14 protein-coding genes and 1 pseudogene are annotated in these 17,263 nt (G+C 71.5%); 8 read left to right on the forward strand and 7 right to left on the reverse strand.

Annotated elements, in window-relative coordinates; all coding sequences use genetic code 11:
- Positions 1 to 2,037: homocysteine S-methyltransferase family protein (locus tag J7E97_RS33640; protein ID WP_215035143.1), on the reverse strand; the 2,037-nt coding region annotated here is incomplete at its 3' end.
- Between the two features lie 260 nt (positions 2,038 to 2,297).
- On the opposite strand from J7E97_RS33640, the gene J7E97_RS33645 reads away from it, so the two are divergent.
- From J7E97_RS33645 to J7E97_RS33665, 5 genes are all read left to right on the forward strand, one after another.
- Positions 2,298 to 3,065: an IclR family transcriptional regulator gene (locus tag J7E97_RS33645; RefSeq protein WP_215035145.1), complete on the forward strand. Its 768-nt coding sequence runs from the start codon at positions 2,298 to 2,300 to the stop codon at positions 3,063 to 3,065.
- Between the two features lie 332 nt (positions 3,066 to 3,397).
- Positions 3,398 to 4,180 carry an MIP/aquaporin family protein gene (locus J7E97_RS33650; protein WP_215035147.1) on the forward strand — a complete coding sequence of 261 codons (783 nt, stop codon included), beginning with the start codon at positions 3,398 to 3,400 and terminating at the stop codon, positions 4,178 to 4,180.
- Positions 4,181 to 4,258: 78 nt separating this feature from the next.
- Positions 4,259 to 5,785 (forward strand): glycerol kinase GlpK, encoded by a 1,527-nt coding sequence (gene glpK, locus J7E97_RS33655; protein WP_215035150.1) that lies wholly within the window; start codon positions 4,259 to 4,261, stop codon positions 5,783 to 5,785.
- 54 nt (positions 5,786 to 5,839) lie between these two features.
- The gene (locus J7E97_RS33660) at positions 5,840 to 7,447 is read left to right on the forward strand and encodes a glycerol-3-phosphate dehydrogenase/oxidase (protein WP_215035152.1); all 1,608 of its coding nucleotides are present in this window, start codon (positions 5,840 to 5,842) and stop codon (positions 7,445 to 7,447) included.
- Positions 7,448 to 7,574: 127 nt separating this feature from the next.
- Positions 7,575 to 8,639 (forward strand): PAC2 family protein, encoded by a 1,065-nt coding sequence (locus J7E97_RS33665; RefSeq protein WP_215035154.1) that lies wholly within the window; start codon positions 7,575 to 7,577, stop codon positions 8,637 to 8,639.
- An 86-nt stretch (positions 8,640 to 8,725) separates the two neighbouring features.
- Here J7E97_RS33665 and mshC read toward each other — a convergent pair whose 3' ends face one another.
- The 4 genes from mshC to J7E97_RS33685 form a co-directional block, all read right to left on the reverse strand.
- Positions 8,726 to 9,955: a cysteine--1-D-myo-inosityl 2-amino-2-deoxy-alpha-D-glucopyranoside ligase gene (mshC, locus tag J7E97_RS33670; protein WP_215035156.1), complete on the reverse strand. Its 1,230-nt coding sequence runs from the start codon at positions 9,953 to 9,955 to the stop codon at positions 8,726 to 8,728.
- A gap of 130 nt (positions 9,956 to 10,085) precedes the next feature.
- On the reverse strand, positions 10,086 to 10,922 hold the full coding sequence (locus tag J7E97_RS33675) for an SCO1664 family protein (RefSeq protein WP_215035170.1): 837 nt from the start codon (positions 10,920 to 10,922) through the stop codon (positions 10,086 to 10,088).
- The gene (locus J7E97_RS33680) at positions 10,886 to 11,476 is read right to left on the reverse strand and encodes a DUF3090 domain-containing protein (RefSeq protein ID WP_215035158.1); all 591 of its coding nucleotides are present in this window, start codon (positions 11,474 to 11,476) and stop codon (positions 10,886 to 10,888) included. The genes J7E97_RS33675 and J7E97_RS33680 overlap by 37 nt, the downstream gene beginning before the upstream one ends.
- Positions 11,477 to 11,578: 102 nt before the next feature.
- Positions 11,579 to 12,301, reverse strand: a complete 723-nt coding sequence (locus tag J7E97_RS33685; protein WP_215035160.1) for a histidine phosphatase family protein — start codon at positions 12,299 to 12,301, stop codon at positions 11,579 to 11,581.
- Between the two features lie 11 nt (positions 12,302 to 12,312).
- On the opposite strand from J7E97_RS33685, the gene corA reads away from it, so the two are divergent.
- Positions 12,313 to 13,347 carry a magnesium/cobalt transporter CorA gene (gene corA, locus J7E97_RS33690; RefSeq protein ID WP_215035162.1) on the forward strand — a complete coding sequence of 345 codons (1,035 nt, stop codon included), beginning with the start codon at positions 12,313 to 12,315 and terminating at the stop codon, positions 13,345 to 13,347.
- Positions 13,348 to 13,381: 34 nt separating this feature from the next.
- Here the strand turns inward: corA and J7E97_RS33695 are convergent, their stop codons facing one another.
- Both J7E97_RS33695 and J7E97_RS33700 read right to left on the reverse strand, forming a co-directional pair.
- Complete coding sequence (locus tag J7E97_RS33695; protein ID WP_215035164.1) at positions 13,382 to 14,170, reverse strand: ferritin-like domain-containing protein; 789 nt, start codon at positions 14,168 to 14,170, stop codon at positions 13,382 to 13,384.
- A gap of 268 nt (positions 14,171 to 14,438) precedes the next feature.
- Positions 14,439 to 15,488, reverse strand: a complete 1,050-nt coding sequence (locus J7E97_RS33700; protein ID WP_215035166.1) for an LLM class F420-dependent oxidoreductase — start codon at positions 15,486 to 15,488, stop codon at positions 14,439 to 14,441.
- Between the two features lie 158 nt (positions 15,489 to 15,646).
- Here J7E97_RS33700 and J7E97_RS33705 point away from each other — a divergent pair, with 158 nt between their 5' ends.
- Together J7E97_RS33705 and J7E97_RS33710 are read left to right on the forward strand one after the other, a co-directional pair.
- Positions 15,647 to 16,639, forward strand: a complete 993-nt coding sequence (locus J7E97_RS33705) for an aldo/keto reductase (RefSeq protein ID WP_215035168.1) — start codon at positions 15,647 to 15,649, stop codon at positions 16,637 to 16,639.
- A pseudogene (locus J7E97_RS33710) lies at positions 16,636 to 17,263 on the forward strand (hypothetical protein); the annotation flags it as partial. The gene J7E97_RS33705 and the pseudogene J7E97_RS33710, both read left to right, overlap by 4 nt.

A 17,263-nucleotide genomic window follows, 5' to 3' on the forward strand; every position in this document is an offset into this window, starting at 1 on the left:
GGCGGGGCGGGTCCGCAGGGCCGCGTCCAGATCGGCCTCCAGACCGTTCTTCTCGCCGTCGATGATGCGGCGCTGCAGGCGCTCGTCCAGCGGCAGGGCGAGCAGCTCCTCGGCGCGGCCGTCCTTCATCGACTTGGTGTTGACCCCGTCGAAGAGCTCCATGAGCTTCTGCAGCGGGTCATAGCCCTCCGCGCGCCGGTCGTAGATCAGGTCGAGGGCGGTGCCGACCTGCTCCTCCTCCAAGCGGGCGATCGGCAGGATCTTGGAGGCGTGCACGATCGCCGAATCGAGCCCGGCCTTGACGCACTCGTCGAGGAACACCGAGTTCAGGACGATACGGGCGGCCGGGTTGAGGCCGAAGGAGATGTTCGACAGGCCCAGGGTCGTCTGCACGTCGGGGTGGCGGCGCTTGAGCTCGCGGATCGACTCGATCGTGGCGACGCCGTCACCGCGGGACTCCTCCTGGCCGGTGCAGATGGTGAAGGTCAGGGTGTCGATGAGGATGTCCGACTCGTGCACCCCCCAGTTCCCCGTCAGGTTCTGGATGAGCCGCTCGGCGATGGCGACCTTGTCCTCGACGGTGCGGGCCTGGCCCTGCTCGTCGATGGTCAGCGCGATCAGCGCCGCGCCGTGTTCGACGGCCAGCTTCGAGACCTGCGAGAACCGGGATTCCGGCCCGTCGCCGTCCTCGAAGTTGACGGAGTTGATGACGGCGCGGCCGCCGAGTTTCTCCAGGCCGGCCCGCAGGACGGGGACCTCGGTGGAGTCCAGGACGATCGGCAGGGTCGAGGCGGTCGCGAAGCGGCCGGCGAGTTCCTTCATGTCGGCGACGCCGTCGCGGCCCACGTAGTCCACGCACAGGTCGAGCATGTGCGCGCCCTCGCGGATCTGGTCGCGGACCATCTCCACGCAGTCGTCCCAGCGGGCCTCCAGCATGGCGTCGCGGAACTTCTTCGAACCGTTGGCGTTCGTCCGCTCGCCGATCGCCAGGTACGAGGCGTCCTGGCGGAAGGGGACCGTGGAGTAGAGAGAGGCCGCGCCCGGCTCCGGGTTCGGTTCGCGCACGGCCGGAGCCAGGCCGCGGACCCGCTCGACGACCTGGCGCAGGTGCTCGGGGGTGGTGCCGCAGCAGCCGCCGACGAGCGACAGCCCGTACTCGCGGACGAAGCCTTCCTGGGCGTCGGCGAGCTCGGGGGCGGAGAGCGGGTAGTGGGCGCCGTTCTTGCCCAGGACGGGGAGGCCGGCGTTGGGCATGCAGGAGAGCGGGATGCGGGAGTTGCGGGCGAGGTAGCGCAGGTGCTCGCTCATCTCGGCGGGACCCGTCGCGCAGTTCAGGCCGATCATGTCGATGCCCAGGGGCTCCAGCGCCGTCAGCGCCGCCCCGATCTCCGAACCGAGCAGCATCGTGCCCGTGGTCTCCACCGTCACCGAACAGATCAGCGGCACCGAGACCCCCAGCGCCTCCATCGCCCGCCGCGCACCCACGATCGAGGACTTCGTCTGCAGCAGGTCCTGCGTGGTCTCCACCAGCAGCGCGTCCGCGCCACCCGTGAGCAGACCCTCGGCATTGATCTGATAGGCGTCACGGATGGTCGCGTAATCGATGTGGCCCAGAGTGGGAAGCTTGGTCCCCGGACCCATCGAACCCAGCACCCAGCGCTGGCGACCCGTCGAAGCGGTGAACTCATCGGCGACCTCACGGGCGATGCGAGCACCGGCCACCGACAACTCGTGATTGCGCCCCGCGATGTCGTACTCGGCCAGCGCCGCGTAATTCGTACCGAAGGTGTTCGTCTCCACACAGTCCACACCCACGGCGAAGTACTCACGGTGCACGTTCGCCACGATGTCCGGACGCGTCACGTTCAGAACCTCATTGCAGCCCTCGAGCTGCTCGAAGTCCTCCATCGTCGGGTCCTGCGCCTGGAGCATCGTCCCCATGGCCCCGTCAGCGACGACCACACGGGTCGCCAGCGCTTCTCGGAGGGCATCGGCCCGGGTCTGGGTGTCTGCGGGCAGGTTCGGCAACGAGGCCATGGCTGAGCTCCCTGGGATGCGACGGCTGTCGGCTTTGCACCCCCACCTGTGTCAAGGGTGCACGCGGTCAGGGTAACCGGGTGGGCCCGGACCCGGTGGGGGTGTCCCACGTGGCGGACTGCATTCTGTGCCGGGGGACGGCGACTTTCGGCCGTCGTGTCCGGGCGGCTCGCGCCCCTAGGGTCTTACCGCCCTACACGAAGTCGGCATCGACCGATAGTGTTCAGCATTGTCGAACTACGTCAGCAGGAGGCTGCACGATGGCACGGAACATCCAGTCGCTCGAACGAGCCGCTGCGATGCTGCGGCTCCTGGCCGGCGGCGAGCGCCGTCTGGGGCTCTCGGACGTGGCCTCTTCCCTGGGCCTGGCCAAGGGAACGGCGCACGGGATCCTGCGCACGCTGCAGGCCGAGGGCTTCGTGGAACAGGACCCGGCCTCCGGCCGGTACCAGCTCGGCGCGGAGCTGCTGCGCCTGGGCAACAGCTATCTGGACGTCCACGAGCTGCGGGCCCGCGCCCTGGTCTGGACGGACGACCTGGCCCGCGCGAGCGGGGAGAGCGTGTACGTGGGGGTGCTCCACAAGAGCGGGGTGCTGATCATGCACCACGTGTTCCGCCCGGACGACAGCCGTCAGGTCCTGGAGGTCGGGGCCATGCAGCCGCTGCACTCCACGGCCCTGGGCAAGGTCCTGTCGGCCTACGACCCGGTCGCGCACACGCAGGTCACGGAGGCGGAGCGGGAGGCCTTCACGCCCCGCACGGTCACCGGGGACGCGGACTTCGAGGAGGTCTTGGAGCTGACGCGGGCGCGCGGCTGGGCGAGCGATGTGGAGGAGACCTGGGAGGGGATCGCCTCGGTGGCGGCCCCCATCCACGACCGGCGCCGGATGCCGGTGGGCGCGGTGGCCCTCGCGGGCGCCGTGGAGCGGGTCTGCGGGGAGGCCGGGGAGCCCCGGGCGTCCCTCGTGGCGTCCGTACGGGACTGCGCGCGGGCGGTTTCGCGCGATCTCGGGGCGGGCCGGTTCTGAGCTTGCTCTGACACGCGTCACCCTGCCAAAAACCACCCACCGACCACTTCCACGTGGCATTTGGGTGGTTTTTGTCGTTTGCTGATCACTTATTGGCTTGATTTGGGCGATCGCACGGGGTGGTAACGATCCGGCTCAATGGCCTGGTCAACCCTTGACGGCTGGTTCACCCGGGCGGAAAACTGCCGTTCATCGGTCGGCAATGCCGAACACCTAACGGCAATACGCGTTAGGGTGTGGCAAGGCCAAGGACCGGTGCAGCACTCACCGAGTGCGTGGGCCGCCGGAGGGACCCGGCGGTCGACCACCCCTGAACGACAAAGGAGTCGCGGGTGTCCAGCTCCGACATCTTCATCGGCGAGACCATCGGTACCGCCCTGCTCACCCTCCTCGGTGGTGGCGTCTGCGCCGCCCTGACGCTCAAGAGCTCCAAGGCCCGAGGCGCTGGCTGGCTCGCGATCACCTTCGGCTGGGGTTTCGCCGTCCTGATCGCCGCTTACGTCTCCGCGCCGCTCTCCGGCGCACACCTCAACCCGGCGGTCACCGTCGGCATCGCCGTCAAGGACGGCGCCTGGGGCGACGTCCCGGTCTACCTCGCCGGCCAGCTGCTGGGCGCCATGCTCGGCTCGGTCCTGATGTGGCTCGCCTACTACGGCCAGTTCCGGGTGCACCTGGCCGACCCGGAGAACATCCGCGACGCCAAGCTCGGCCCCGAGGACCCGCACCCGCACGACGTGGCCGGTCCGGTGCTCGGCATCTTCTCCACGGGCCCCGAGATCCGCAACATTGTCCAGAACCTGACCACGGAGATCATCGGCACCGCCGTCCTGGTCCTGGCCATCCTGACCCAGGGCCTGCAGGGCGACGGCAAGGGCCTCGGCGTCATAGGCGTCCTGATCACCTCGTTCGTCGTGGTCGGCATCGGCCTCTCGCTGGGCGGCCCGACCGGCTACGCGATCAACCCGGTGCGCGACCTCGGCCCCCGCATCGTCCACTCCCTGCTGCCGCTGCCCAACAAGGGCGGCTCCGACTGGAGCTACTCCTGGATCCCGGTGGCCGGCCCCCTCGTGGGTGCCGTCCTCGCCGGTGGTCTGTACAACATCGCGTTCGCCTGATCAGCATCGGCACCACGGCACCACCCGCACCGCCATCCTGATTCCTGCCTACTTCGACACCTGCCAGGAGCAGCCACCATGACCAGCAGCACCGGCCCCTTCATCGCCGCGATCGACCAGGGCACCACCTCTTCCCGCTGCATCGTCTTCGACCGTGACGGCCGCATCGTCTCGGTCGACCAGAAGGAGCACGCGCAGATCTTCCCGAAGCCGGGCTGGGTCGAGCACGACGCCGCCGAGATCTGGACCAACGTCCAGGAGGTCGTCGCCGGGGCGATGGCCAAGGCGGAGATCACTGCCGCGGACGTCAAGGCCGTCGGCATCACCAACCAGCGCGAGACCACCCTGCTGTGGGACAAGAACACCGGCGAGCCGGTCCACAACGCGCTGGTCTGGCAGGACACCCGCACCGACGCCCTGTGCAAGGAGCTCGGCCGCAACGTCGGCCAGGACCGCTTCCGCCGCGAGACCGGCCTGCCGCTGGCGAGCTACTTCGCGGGCCCGAAGATCCGCTGGATGCTCGACAACGTCGAGGGCCTGCGCGAGCGCGCCGAGGCCGGGGACATCCTCTTCGGCACCATGGACTCCTGGGTCATCTGGAACCTCACCGGCGGTGCCCAGGGCGGCGTGCACGTCACCGACGTCACCAACGCCTCGCGCACGATGCTGATGAACCTGCACACCCTGGCCTGGGACGACAAGATCGCCGAGTCCATGGGCGTCCCGCTCAACGTCCTCCCGGAGATCAAGTCCTCCGCCGAGGTCTACGGGCACGTCAAGGAGGGCGTCCTCGCCGGCGTCCCGGTCGCCTCGGCGCTCGGTGACCAGCAGGCCGCGCTGTTCGGCCAGACCTGTTTCGCCGAGGGCGAGGCGAAGTCCACGTACGGCACCGGCACGTTCATGCTGATGAACACCGGCGACAAGATCATCAACTCCTACAGCGGCCTGCTGACCACGGTCGGCTACCAGATCGGCGACCAGCAGCCGGTCTACGCGCTGGAAGGCTCCATCGCCGTCACCGGCTCGCTCGTCCAGTGGATGCGCGACCAGATGGGCCTGATCAAGTCCGCGGCCGAGATCGAGACGCTCGCGTCCTCGGTCGAGGACAACGGCGGCGCGTACTTCGTGCCGGCCTTCTCCGGCCTGTTCGCCCCGTACTGGCGCTCCGACGCCCGCGGTGTGATCACCGGCCTCACCCGGTACGTCACCAAGGCGCACATCGCCCGTGCCGTCCTGGAGGCCACCGCCTGGCAGACCCGCGAGATCACCGACGCCATGACCAAGGACTCGGGCGTCGAGCTCGCGGCCCTGAAGGTCGACGGCGGCATGACCTCCAACAACCTGCTGATGCAGACGCTCTCGGACTTCCTGGACGCCCCCGTGGTGCGCCCGATGGTCGCCGAGACCACCTGCCTCGGCGCCGCCTACGCCGCCGGACTGGCCGTCGGCTTCTGGCCCGACACCGACGCGCTGCGCGCCAACTGGCGCCGCGCGGCCGAGTGGACCCCGCGGATGCCCGCCGAGCAGCGGGAACGCGAGTACAAGAGCTGGCTCAAGGCCGTCCAGCGCTCCATGGCCTGGGTCGATGACGAAGACGCCAGCTGACCGCAGCTGACCGCACAGCGGCGCAATTCGACGAGTAAGTAGGAGTCAAGGGATATGAGCAGCCTGCAGAGCGTCCCCACCCTGGGTACGCACCCGACCGCCGGTTCGAACGCGAGCCGCGCCGAGACCCGTGAGCAGCTGGCGAAGGCCACGTACGACCTGCTGGTCATCGGCGGTGGAATCCTGGGCACCTCCGTGGCCTGGCACGCCGCGCAGTCGGGTCTGCGGGTCGCCATGGTGGACGCCGGCGACTTCGCCGGCGCCACTTCCTCGGCCTCCTCCAAGCTGGTCCACGGCGGCCTGCGCTACCTGCAGACCGGTTCGGTCAAGCTGGTCGCCGAGAACCACCACGAGCGCCGGGTGCTGGCCAAGGACGTGGCCCCGCACCTGGTCAACCCGCTCACGTTCTACCTCCCGGTGTACAAGGGCGGTCCGGTGGGCGCCGCGAAGCTGGGCGCGGGCGTGTTCGCGTACTCGGCGCTGTCCGCCTTCGGTGACGGCATGGGCAAGATCATTTCTCCGGCCCGGGCCGCCGCCGACAACCCGGGTCTGAAGACGGACAACCTCAAGGCCGTCGCCGTCTACTACGACCACCAGATGAACGACTCCCGCGTCGCCGTCATGACGGTCCGCGCGGCCGTCGAGTCGGGTGCGGTCGTCCTGAACCACGCCGAGGTCACCGGTCTGCGCATGACGCGCGGCCGGGTCAGCGGCGCCGAGCTCAAGGACCGGCTGGACGGCACGGAGTTCGGGGTGGACGCGCGGGTCGTGCTGAACGCCACCGGCCCGTGGGTGGACCACCTGCGGCGCATGGAGGACAAGCACTCGATGCCGTCCATCCGCCTGTCCAAGGGCGCGCACATCGTGATGAAGCGCAAGTCGCCGTGGAAGGCCGCCATGGCCACCCCGATCGACAAGTACCGCATCACCTTCGCCCTGCCGTGGGAGGACCAGCTGCTGCTGGGCACCACCGACGAGGCGTACGAGGGCGACCCGGCGGACGTGCGCGCCACCGAGTCCGACATCGACCAGATCCTCGACGAGGCGGCCTTCTCGGTGAAGGACGCCGATCTGGACCGTTCGCTGATGACGTACGCCTTCGCGGGCCTGCGGGTGCTGCCGGGCGGTCCCGGCGGGGTCGAGAAGGCCAAGCGCGAGACGGTCGTCTCCGAGGGCGCGGGCGGCATGCTGTCGGTGGCCGGCGGCAAGTGGACCACCTACCGGCACATCGGCCGCGTGGTCATGGACAAGCTGGCGAAGCTCCCGGGCAGTCCGCTGACCGAGGACATGGAGCCGGTGAAGTCCCTGGTGCGCCGGATCGCGCTGCCGGGTGTCGCCAACCCGAACGCGGTGGCGCACCGGCTGCTGGTGGACCGTGAGCCCGGTTCGCGGATGGATCCGCTGACGGCACGCCACCTGGCCTCGCACTACGGTTCGCTGGCCTTCGACATAGCGCGGATCGCGAACGAGGACCCGGCGCTGGCCGAGCGGATCCACCCGGACGGGCCGGAGATCTGGGCGCAGGTCGCGTACGCCCGGGACAACGAGTGGGCCGAGACGGCGGACGACGTGCTGCGCCGCCGTACGACGGTGACGGTGCGCGGCCTGGACAGCGCGGAAGTGCGCGGCCGGGTCGAGGAGATGCTGGCCGACAAGGCATAACCGGTGGCGTGAGCGGGCAGAGGGGCGGTTCCGGAGGGGACCGCCCCTCCGTCGTGGGCTGTGGCCGGTGACCCTTCAAGGCTTAGGCTGGCCCACGTACGCGAGGGAACTTCGGAAGGAGACCTGGGTGATCGAGCTTGAGGGCGTGCCCGAGCTGATCGACCCGGTCATGGTGGCCGCGTTCGAGGGCTGGAACGACGCGGGTGACGCGGCTTCCGGTGCGGTCGCACACCTGGACCGGGAGTGGAAGGGCGAGGTCTTCGCGGCTCTGGACGCCGAGGACTACTACGATTTCCAGGTCAACCGGCCCACCGTGTGGCTGGACAACGGGGTGCGGAAGATCACGTGGCCGACGACCCGGCTCTCGGTGGTCCGGATCGGCGGCACCAAGCCGCGCGATCTCGTGCTGGTGCGGGGCATCGAACCGTCCATGCGGTGGCGGTCGTTCTGCAACGAGATCCTGGGCTTCGCGCACGAGCTGGGCGTGGAGATGGTCGTGATCCTGGGCGCGCTGCTCGGGGACACCCCGCACACGCGGCCGGTGCCGGTGAGCGGGGTCACCTCGGACGCGGACCTGGCGCGGACGATGGACCTGGAGGAGACGAAGTACGAGGGCCCGACGGGCATCGTGGGCATCCTGCAGGAGGCCTGCACCCATGCCGGGGTCCCGGCGGTGTCCTTGTGGGCTGCGGTGCCGCACTACGTCTCGCAGCCGCCGAACCCCAAGGCGACGCTGGCCCTGCTGAACCGCCTGGAGGATCTGATCGACATCCGGATCCCGCTGGGCGAACTGCCGGAGGACGCGCGGGCGTGGCAGCTGGGCGTGGACCAACTGGCGGCGGAGGACAGCGAGGTGGCGGAGTACGTCCAGACGCTGGAGGAAGCCCGCGACACGGCGGACCTCCCGGAGGCCTCGGGCGACGCGATCGCCCGGGAGTTCGAGCGGTACCTGCGCCGTCGGGATCCTTCCGCGGCCGCGGAGCCGGGTGACGGTGCGTACCTGCGGGAGACCTCCGGCGGTCTGACGCTCCCGCCGAAGCGGAAGGCCGACCCCGAACCGGCCCAGCCGGCAGAGCAGGCCGAGCAGGCCCAGCCGGCAGAGCAGGCCGAGCCGGCCGGTGAGCCGCGCGAGGAACCGCCGGCCCAGGCGGCCACCCCGCCGGAAGAGGACGACACCCCGCCGCAGGCGTAGGGCCGCTCTCCGGGTGCGCGAAGGCCCCCCGTCCGTCGGGACGGGGGGCCTTCGCGCGCACCGGGAGCGGCCGGCGGGCCGCCCGGTTACAGGGCGACGCCGAGGAGGGCGTCCACGGTGCGGGAGACCAGGCCGGGGGCCGACTCGTCGTCGCCGTCCGTGGCGATCTGGAGCTCGACCCAGCGGTCGACGGCGGCCAGGGCCGCGGGGGCGTCCAGGTCGTTCGCGAGGGCGGCCCGGACCTCCTCGACCAGGGCGTCCGCGGCGATGCCGTCGGGTCGGGAGACGGCCGCGCGCCAGCGCTCCAGGCGGGCCACCGCCTCGGCGAGGACCTCGTCGGTCCACTCCCAGTCGGCGCGGTAGTGGTGCGAGAGCAGGGCCAGGCGGATCGCCGCCGGGTCCACGCCCGCCCGCCGCAGTGCGGAGACGAAGACCAGGTTGCCCTTGGACTTCGACATCTTCTCGCCGTGCAGCGCGACCATGCCGGCGTGTACGTACGCCTTGGCCATCGGGAACTCGCCGGTGAGCACCTGGGCGTGCGAGGCGCCCATCTCGTGGTGCGGGAAGGCGAGGTCGGAGCCGCCGCCCTGGATGTCGAAGGTCATGCCCAGGTGGTCCAGGGCGATGGCCACGCACTCGATGTGCCAGCCGGGCCTGCCGGGGCCCAGCGAGCCGCCGTCCCAGCTCGGCTCGCCCGGACGGGCGGCCATCCACAGCATCGGGTCGAGGGGGTTCTTCTTGCCCGCGCGGTCGGGGTCGCCGCCCCGCTCGGCGGACAGCAGCCGCATCGCCTCGGCGTCCAGGTTCGAGACCTTGCCGAAGTTGGGGTCGGATTCCACCGAGAAGTAGACGTCGCCGTCCAGCTCGTAGGCGGCGCCCGCGTCGCGCAGCCGCTCGACCAGCGGCACGATGCCGGGTATGGCCTCGACGGCGCCGATGTAGTGCTGCGGCGGCAGCATCCGCAGGGCGGTCATGTCCTCGCGGAAGAGCGCGGTCTCGCGCTCCGCCAGCTCGGTCCAGTCCAGGTTGTCGCGCAGCGCCCGCTCCAGCAGCGGATCGTCCACGTCCGTGACGTTCTGGACGTAGTGGACCTGCCGCTTGGTGTCGAGCCACACGCGCTGCACGAGGTCGAACGCGTTGTAGGTGGCCGCGTGACCGATGTGGGTCGCGTCGTACGGGGTGATCCCGCAGACGTAGATTCGGGCGACGGGACCGGGGGCGAGGCTGATCGTCCCTTGGGTCGCGGTGTCGTGGATCTGGAGGTCGCGGCCCTTGCCAGGCAGGGCGGGGACCTCAGAAGCGGGCCAGGCATGCATGCGTCGAGCGTAACCGGACGGGTGTTCCGAAAACGAACCGGACCTGCACTGTTGTCTTGATCGGCACTCTTGCGCCATGTCCGGTTCTATGCGTGCGGGTGTGTCCGGACGCGTACGGGCCTCCGCGGGCTCAGACCGGCGGCCAGGGGATCGCGGGCCACTGCCCCGAGGGCTCCGGATGCGTCCCGGTGCGCAGCAGCAGGGCCACCCGGGCCCGTACGGCGGCCAGCTCGGCGGCGGTGACCAGCTCGGCCAGCCGGGTGGCGAGGGGCTCGCCGGGGGCCAGCCGGGCCTCCAGGGTGCCCAGTACGGACCGTGCTTCCTCGGTCAGCGGCTCCCCCGCCCAGCCCCACAGGAGGGTGCGCAGTTTGTCCTCGGTGTGGAAGCTCACTCCGTGGTCGATGCCGTAGAGCCGTCCGTCGGGGGCGGGCAGCAGGTGGCCGCCCTTGCGGTCGCCGTTGTTGATCACGGCGTCGAGGACGGAGATCCGGCGCAGCCGCTCGTCGTCGGCGTGGACGAGGAGGGCCGTGCGGCCCTCGCCGACCTCGGCGAAGGCGACGGGCCGCCAGCCCTCGCCGGCCTCCTCGCCGTCCACGAGCGCGAGCAGTCCGGCCTGGGGGGACTCCCCCGTCTCGATCCACTGCTGGACCATGCCCTCGCCGTACGGGCCGTCGCGCAGCACGGTCGGGGGGACGAGCCCCCAGCCGGTGGCCTGGGAGACCAGGTAGGCGGCGACCTCGCGCTGGGCGAGGTTCCCGTCGGGGAAGTCCCACAGCGGGCGCTCGCCCTTGACCGGTTTGTACACGCAGTCGACGCTCACGCCCCCGCGGGTGACGCTGCACAGCAGCACGGCGTTGGACGCCTCACGGATCTGGCCGACGACCGTGAGCTCGCCGTGGGCCAGCAGTTCTTCCCGTTCCCCCGTGGCGTTCACGCCTGGCGCCGGTAGCCGTTCTGGCGGGGGCAGACGTGCCCCTCCGGGTCCAGCGGCAGGCTGCACAGCGGGCAGGGCGGCCGGCCGGCGTTGACCACGTCCAGGGCCCGCTTGGCGAAGGCCCGCGCCTGGGCGCCGCTGAGGCGCACGCGCAGCATGGGCGGGCCGTTCTCCTCGTCCTGGAGGAGCCGTTCCTCGGCCTCGGCGAGGTCCTCGTCGGAGTCGACGTCGAGCTCGACGAGCGCCTGCGCTTCGACGATCATGCGCTGTTCCTCGCCGTCCCAGGCCAGGGCCATGGTGCCGACGCGGAACTCCTCGTCCACCGGGACGTCCAGGGGCGCGGTGTCGGTCGCTTCGGCGGGGGCCACGGCCGGGACCGGGGCGTTGCCGCCGGTGCGCCGTACGACCTCGTCCAGCAGCTCGTCCATCCGCTCGGCGAGCGCCGCGACCTGGGTCTTCTCCAGGGAGACGCTCGTGACGCGAGGGCCGGATGAGGCCTGCAGGAAGAACGTACGGCGTCCAGGCAGACCGACCGTGCCGGCCACGAAGCGGTCCGGGGGGTCGTAGAGGAACACCTGACGGGGCACGTCCAGTCTCCAAGTGTCCGGGGATCCCCAGACGGAGTCCGGGGAAGGCAGGGGCAGGGCTGCGCCCATGGGTTGGCCCGTCCAGCCTACTGCGCCGTTCGATCACACCGCGCCCGCGCCGCCCCCCACGACGGCGCCGCCGTCGGCCCCGGGCCCGTCCTGGGGTGCCGCCGGGTCCGCGGCCGGGGTTTCCCGGCGCTCGAAGGCGGCGAAGTCCCCGGTGTCGCCGAGACGGAGCAGGAACGGCCGGGTCGGCGTGTAGCGGATCGCGGTGACCGAGCAGGGGTCGACGTGGATCCGCTGGAAGAGGTCCAGGTGCATGCCGAGGGCGTCCGCCACAAGGGACTTGATGATGTCGCCGTGCGAACACATCAGGAAGACGGCGCCGGCGCCGTGCTCCTTCTCGATCCGCGCGTCCCAGTCCCGTACGGCGTCCACGGCGCGGGCCTGCATGGCGCGCATGGACTCGCCGCCGGGGAAGGCGGCGGCCGAGGGGTGCTGCTGGACGATGCGCATCAGCGGTTCTTCGGACAGTTCGGAGAGTTTGCGGCCCGACCAGTCGCCGTAGTGGCACTCGCCGATCCGGTCGTCGGTGTGGAGTTCCAGCCCGGGGCGAGCCGCCAGCAGCGGGGCCAGCGTCTGGGCGCACCGCTCGAGCGGGCTGCTGACGGCGGCGGCGAGCGGTATCCCGGCGAGCCGTCCGGGCAGCGCCGCGGCCTGGTCGGCGCCGCGCTCGTCGAGGGTCACTCCCGGGGTCCATCCGGCGAGCAGTCCGGCGGTGTTGGCGGTGGAGCGCCCGTGTCGTACGAGGATCAGCGTGGCCATGCGGCCAGCCTATGCGCTCATGCCGGTGTGCGGGCGGGGCGTCCGCAGGGAAGAATGCGCGGGTGATTGTCGACTGCGCGATGTACCGGAACGGCCGCCGCTCCCAGGCGCCCGGGGACCTTTCGGATGCCCTGGACGAGGCCCGGGCCGCCGGCGACGCCTTCCTCTGGGTCGGCATGCACGATCCGACGGAGAAGGAATTCGAGCACGTGAGCGCGGAGTTCGGGCTGCACCCGCTGGCGGTGGAGGACGCGCTGACGGCGCACCAGCGGCCGAAGCTGGAGGTCTACGACGATTCGCTCTTCGTCGTCCTGAAGCCGGTGATGTACGACGACGACGCGGACCGGGTGAGCACGGGCGAGCTGATGGTGTTCATCGGCGACTCCTTCGTGGTCACGGTCCGGCACGGCGAGGGGGCCGCGCTGGCTGCCGTACGGCAGCGGCTGGAGCAGGATCCTGAGGTGCTGGGGCACGGCCCGACGGCGGTGCTGTACGCGGTCTCGGACGCGGTGGTGGACCAGTACATCGAGGTGGCCGCCGAGCTGCAGGCGGACCTGGAGGAACTGGAGGCGGAGGTGTTCTCCCCGAGTTCCGCGGACACCAAGAACACCGCCGCCCGGATCTACGGCTTCAAGCGGCAGGTCCTGGAGTTCCGCCGGGCCACGAGCCCGCTGCTCCAGCCGATGGACCGCCTCGCCCTCGGGAACGTGCCCTTCGTGCACGAGCACGCCCAGCCGTTCTTCCGCGACGTCGCGGACCACCTGACCAAGGCGAACGAGTACATCGAGGGACTGGACCGGCTGCTCTCGGACGCGCTGGCCGCGCACCTGGCGCAGATGGGCGTCCGGCAGAACGACGACATGCGCAAGATCTCGGCCTGGGCGGCCATGGCGGCGGTCCCGACGATGGTGGCGGGGATCTACGGCATGAACTTCGAGCACATGCCGGAGCTGACGCACCGCTGGGGATATCCGGGGGTGGTCCTGGTCATGGCCGGACTGTGCCTGGCCCTGCACCGGATGTTCAAGCGGCGCGGCTGGCTCTGAGCCGGGCGGCGGCCCGGGCCGGCGCCTCCCGGCCTCAGGCGAATTCCGGCGCGGTCGTCGGCGCGCCGCCCAGCGGGTCGCGGCGCTCCGGCCGGCGCAGGTCCACCATCCGGTGCCAGCCGCTGAACCGCTCGTACGCGTACGAGCCGCGGATCCCGGCGGCGAGCACGGCCGCCTTCGGCGCGGGCCAGTGCAGCAGCCGCCCCATGTGGCCCATGACGGCGAGGCTCACGTCGCGGTAGACGGCGATCTCGGCGAGCGCGCACTCGCGCAGCACCCGGTGGATGGTGCGGCCGTGGCCGGCGCGGGCGAGGCGGAGCAGTTCCTCGTGGCAGTAGGCCAGGTGGTTGTCCTCGTCCGCGCCGATCATGCGGATGGCGTTGCCGAGTTCGGGATCGTCTCCGAAGTGGCGGACCAGCATGTCCATCTGGTCGGCGGCGCGCTGTTCGGTGACCCGGCTGTGCGCGAGGTAGACGACGATGTCCTCCTCGGTCAGGGCCCGCTCGCCGCGCAGGGTGGCGTGCGCGAGGCCGATGCCCTTCCGCTCCAGGAGCATCGTGTAGTCGGTCTCGGGCGGGACGGGGACGGGGGCGAGGCCGCGTTTGCGGAGCAGCGCGTTGAAGATCCGGCCGTGTTTGTCCTCGTCGGCACCGTGCCTGATGATCTTGGGCGCGAGATCGCGCATGGAGTCGGGGACGAGGGCCGCGATCCGGGCGTTCTCCCAGCCGCCCTGGGCCTCGCCGCCGGCGGCGATGGAGCAGAACAGCTGGAAGGAGTCGTCGTGGTCGACGATCTCCTGGAACAGGCTGCGTGCAGAGAGCATGCCTCGAGTCAAAAGCCGATCGGCGGGCCGGGCAACCGGGTGCGTCCGCGAATCGGCCGAATGAACGACCGCGGCCGGCGGGCCCGGGGGCGTAACCCCACGGGCACCGCGCGCGTTGTTGGCTGTGTCGGCCGTGGCGGGGAAGACCCCCCGAGCCCCCACCACGGCCGCAGAGCGTGTACCTCGGAGTGTGACCACCGAACGTGGGACCCGGCAGGGATCCGCGTGCGTGGCGCGAGTTCTGCCGCGCGCGGCGGAACACGACCGGTCAGGCGAGGCCCGCGAGCTCCATGGCCTCGGTGCCGGCCCGCAGGGCGGCGATCCGCTCGTCCAGGGTGAAGCCGGCCGGGGCGAGCGTCAGGGTGGTGACCCCGGCCTCCGCGTAAGCCCGCATCCCGTCCGCGATGCGCTCCACCGGGCCCAGCAGGGTGGTGGAGTCGATCAGCGAGTGCGGGATCGCGGCGGCCGCGCCCTGCTTGTCGCCCGACAGGTACTTGTCCTGGATCTCGGCGGCTTCCTTCTCGTAGCCCATGCGCTGGGCGAGCTGGTTGTAGAAGTTCTGCTTGCGGCTGCCCATGCCGCCCACGTAGAGCGCGGTGTACGGGCGGAACATGTCCGCGAGCGCGGTCACGTCCTCGCCGAGGGCGAGCGGCACGGTCGGGCAGACGTCGAAGCCGTCCATCGTCAGCCCGGCCTTCTCACGGCCCGCGCGCAGGTGCGTGAGCGCGGTGGCCTCCAGGTGCTCGGCGGCCGGGAAGATCAGCAGCGCGCCGTCGGCGATCTCGCCGGTCTGCTCCAGGTTCTTCGGCCCGATGGCGGCGATGTAGAGCGGGATGTGCTCGCGCTCCGGGTGCACGGTGAGCTTGAGCGGCTTGCCCGGTCCGTCGGGCAGCGGCAGGGTCCAGTGCTCGCCCTCGTAGGACAGGCGCTCGCGGGTCATCGCCTTGCGGACGATCTCCACGTACTCCCGGGTCCGCGCGAGCGGCTTGTCGAACTTCACGCCGTACCAGCCCTCGGAGACCTGCGGGCCGGAGACGCCGAGGCCGAGCCGGAAGCGGCCCTTGGTGAGGGAGTCGAGCGTGGCGGCCGTCATGGCGGTCATCGCCGGCTGGCGGGCCGGGATCTGCAGGATCGCCGAGCCGACGTCGATCCGCTCGGTCTGGGCGGCGACCCAGGCCAGGACGGTCGGGGCGTCGGATCCGTAGGCCTCCGCGGCCCAGCAGACGTCGTAGCCGAGACGGTCGGCCTCCTGGGCGACGGCGAGGTTGTCGGCGTCCATGCCGGCGCCCCAGTAACCGAGATTGATGCCGAGCCGCATGTGTCGTCCCCTTAACGGTTCACCAATGAGTACGTGACGAGCGATGAGCACTTACTTCGATGAGTACTGAGTACTGAGTACTGATGAGTAACGTAGGTCTGCGGGGACTCTAGCGCGCCCGGGTGGCGCGGGACAGCGCCGCAGTAGTCTCAGCGCTCATGGAGCAGAGGCATCTCGGCCGCACCGGACTGCGCGTCTCCCGGATCGGTCTCGGCACCCTGACGTGGGGCCGGTCGGCGGACGGCACCGACGAGGCGGAAGCGGCCGCGCAGTTGAAGACGTTCTGGGACGCGGGCGGCACGCTCGTCGACACGGCCGACGTGTACGGGGGCGGGGAGGCGGAGTACCTCCTCGGTCAGTTGATCGGTTCCGTCGTGCCGCGGCAGGACCTGGTCATCGCGACGAAGGCGGGCGGGGTCGCGAACCGCGACCACCCCTTCGACTGCTCCCGGGGCCACCTGCTGGCCGCCCTGGACGATTCGCTGGCCCGTCTGGGCACGAACTACGTCGACCTGTGGCAGGTCCACGCCTTCGACCCCGGGACCCCGCTGGAGGAGACGCTCCAGGCACTGGACCTGGCGGTGAGCAGCGGCCGGGCCCGGTACGCGGGCGTGTCGAACTTCAGCGGCTGGCAGCTGGCGAAGGCGGCGACCTGGCAGCTCGCGGCGCCGGGCGTACGGACCCGGCTGGCGTCGACCCAGATGGAGTACTCCCTGCTCCAGCGGGGAGTGGAGCGCGAGGTGCTGCCGGCGGCGCTGGACCTGGGGGTCGGACTGCTGCCCTCGTCCCCGCTGGGCCGGGGGGTGCTGACGGGCAAGTACCGGACGGGCACCCCCGCGGACTCCCGGGGCGCTTCGCAAACGCTGTCCGCCTTCGTGGATCCGTACCTGGACGACGCCGCGAGCCGGATCGTGGACGCGGTGGCGACGGCCGCCCACGGTCTGGCGGTGACCCCGCTCCAGGTGGCCCTGGCGTGGATCCGGGACCGGCCCGGCGTGGCCGCGCCGATCGTCGGCGCGCGGACGTCGGCGCAGCTCGGCGCGGCGCTGTCGGTGGAGACGCTTAGTCTTCCGGAGGAGATCCGCCGGGCGCTGGACGACGTCTCGGCGCCCGTCCACCGCTATCCCGATCAGGACTGGAGCACCTTGTGAGCGACCCCGCTGCCGCGGAAGACCCGACCCGGGCCCCCGCCCCCGCCGCGGCGTCAACCCCCGCCGCCCACCCCACCCCGCCCGCGGCCCGACCGAACTCCGACACCCCGGAGCCCGCGGGCGCGCCGCCGTCCAAGTCGGACGCGGTGGCCGCGGAGCCGGCCCCCGCAGACGAGGTGGATCCGGAGCCTGCCAGCGTGGACGCGGACCCGGCGGACCCGGAGCCCGCCGGTACGGACCCGGTGGACCCGGAGCCCGCCGGTACGGACGCGGGGGACGCAGAGCCCGTCGGCGCGGACGCGGTGGACCCGGAGCCCGCCCGTGCGGACGCGGAGGACCCGGAGCCCGACCGCGCGGACGCCGAGGACCCGGAGCCCGACCGCGCGGACGCCGAGGACCCGGAGCCCGACCGCGCGGACGCCGAGGACCCGGAGCCCGACCGCGCGGACGCCGAGGGCGCAGAGCCCGACCGCGCGGACGCCGAGGGCGCAGAGCCCGACCGCGCGGAGGCGGGGGGCCCGGAGGACGTGGCGCCTGCGCACGCGGATGCGGTCGACGCCTCCGGCGGAGCCGGGGACAGGGGGCCGGGGGCGGAGCCCACGGTTTCGGGAAGGGGCGGGGTGG

Source organism: Streptomyces sp. ISL-66, assembly GCF_018614135.1.
In the GTDB taxonomy this organism is placed as follows: Bacteria; Actinomycetota; Actinomycetes; order Streptomycetales; family Streptomycetaceae; genus Streptomyces.

What these genes read in the sequence shown, in the direction of transcription:
- J7E97_RS33645 (WP_215035145.1), top strand. Translation starts at nt 2,298, where the DNA reads ATGGCACGGAACATCCAGTCGCTCGAACGAGCCGCTGCGATGCTGCGG.
- J7E97_RS33695 (WP_215035164.1), bottom strand. Translation starts at nt 14,170, where the DNA reads ATGCTCTCTGCACGCAGCCTGTTCCAGGAGATCGTCGACCACGACGAC.
- J7E97_RS33660 (WP_215035152.1), top strand. Translation starts at nt 5,840, where the DNA reads ATGAGCAGCCTGCAGAGCGTCCCCACCCTGGGTACGCACCCGACCGCC.
- corA (WP_215035162.1), top strand. Translation starts at nt 12,313, where the DNA reads ATGCGCTCATGCCGGTGTGCGGGCGGGGCGTCCGCAGGGAAGAATGCG.
- J7E97_RS33685 (WP_215035160.1), bottom strand. Translation starts at nt 12,301, where the DNA reads ATGGCCACGCTGATCCTCGTACGACACGGGCGCTCCACCGCCAACACC.
- mshC (WP_215035156.1), bottom strand. Translation starts at nt 9,955, where the DNA reads ATGCATGCCTGGCCCGCTTCTGAGGTCCCCGCCCTGCCTGGCAAGGGC.
- J7E97_RS33705 (WP_215035168.1), top strand. Translation starts at nt 15,647, where the DNA reads ATGGAGCAGAGGCATCTCGGCCGCACCGGACTGCGCGTCTCCCGGATC.
- glpK (WP_215035150.1), top strand. Translation starts at nt 4,259, where the DNA reads ATGACCAGCAGCACCGGCCCCTTCATCGCCGCGATCGACCAGGGCACC.
- J7E97_RS33700 (WP_215035166.1), bottom strand. Translation starts at nt 15,488, where the DNA reads ATGCGGCTCGGCATCAATCTCGGTTACTGGGGCGCCGGCATGGACGCC.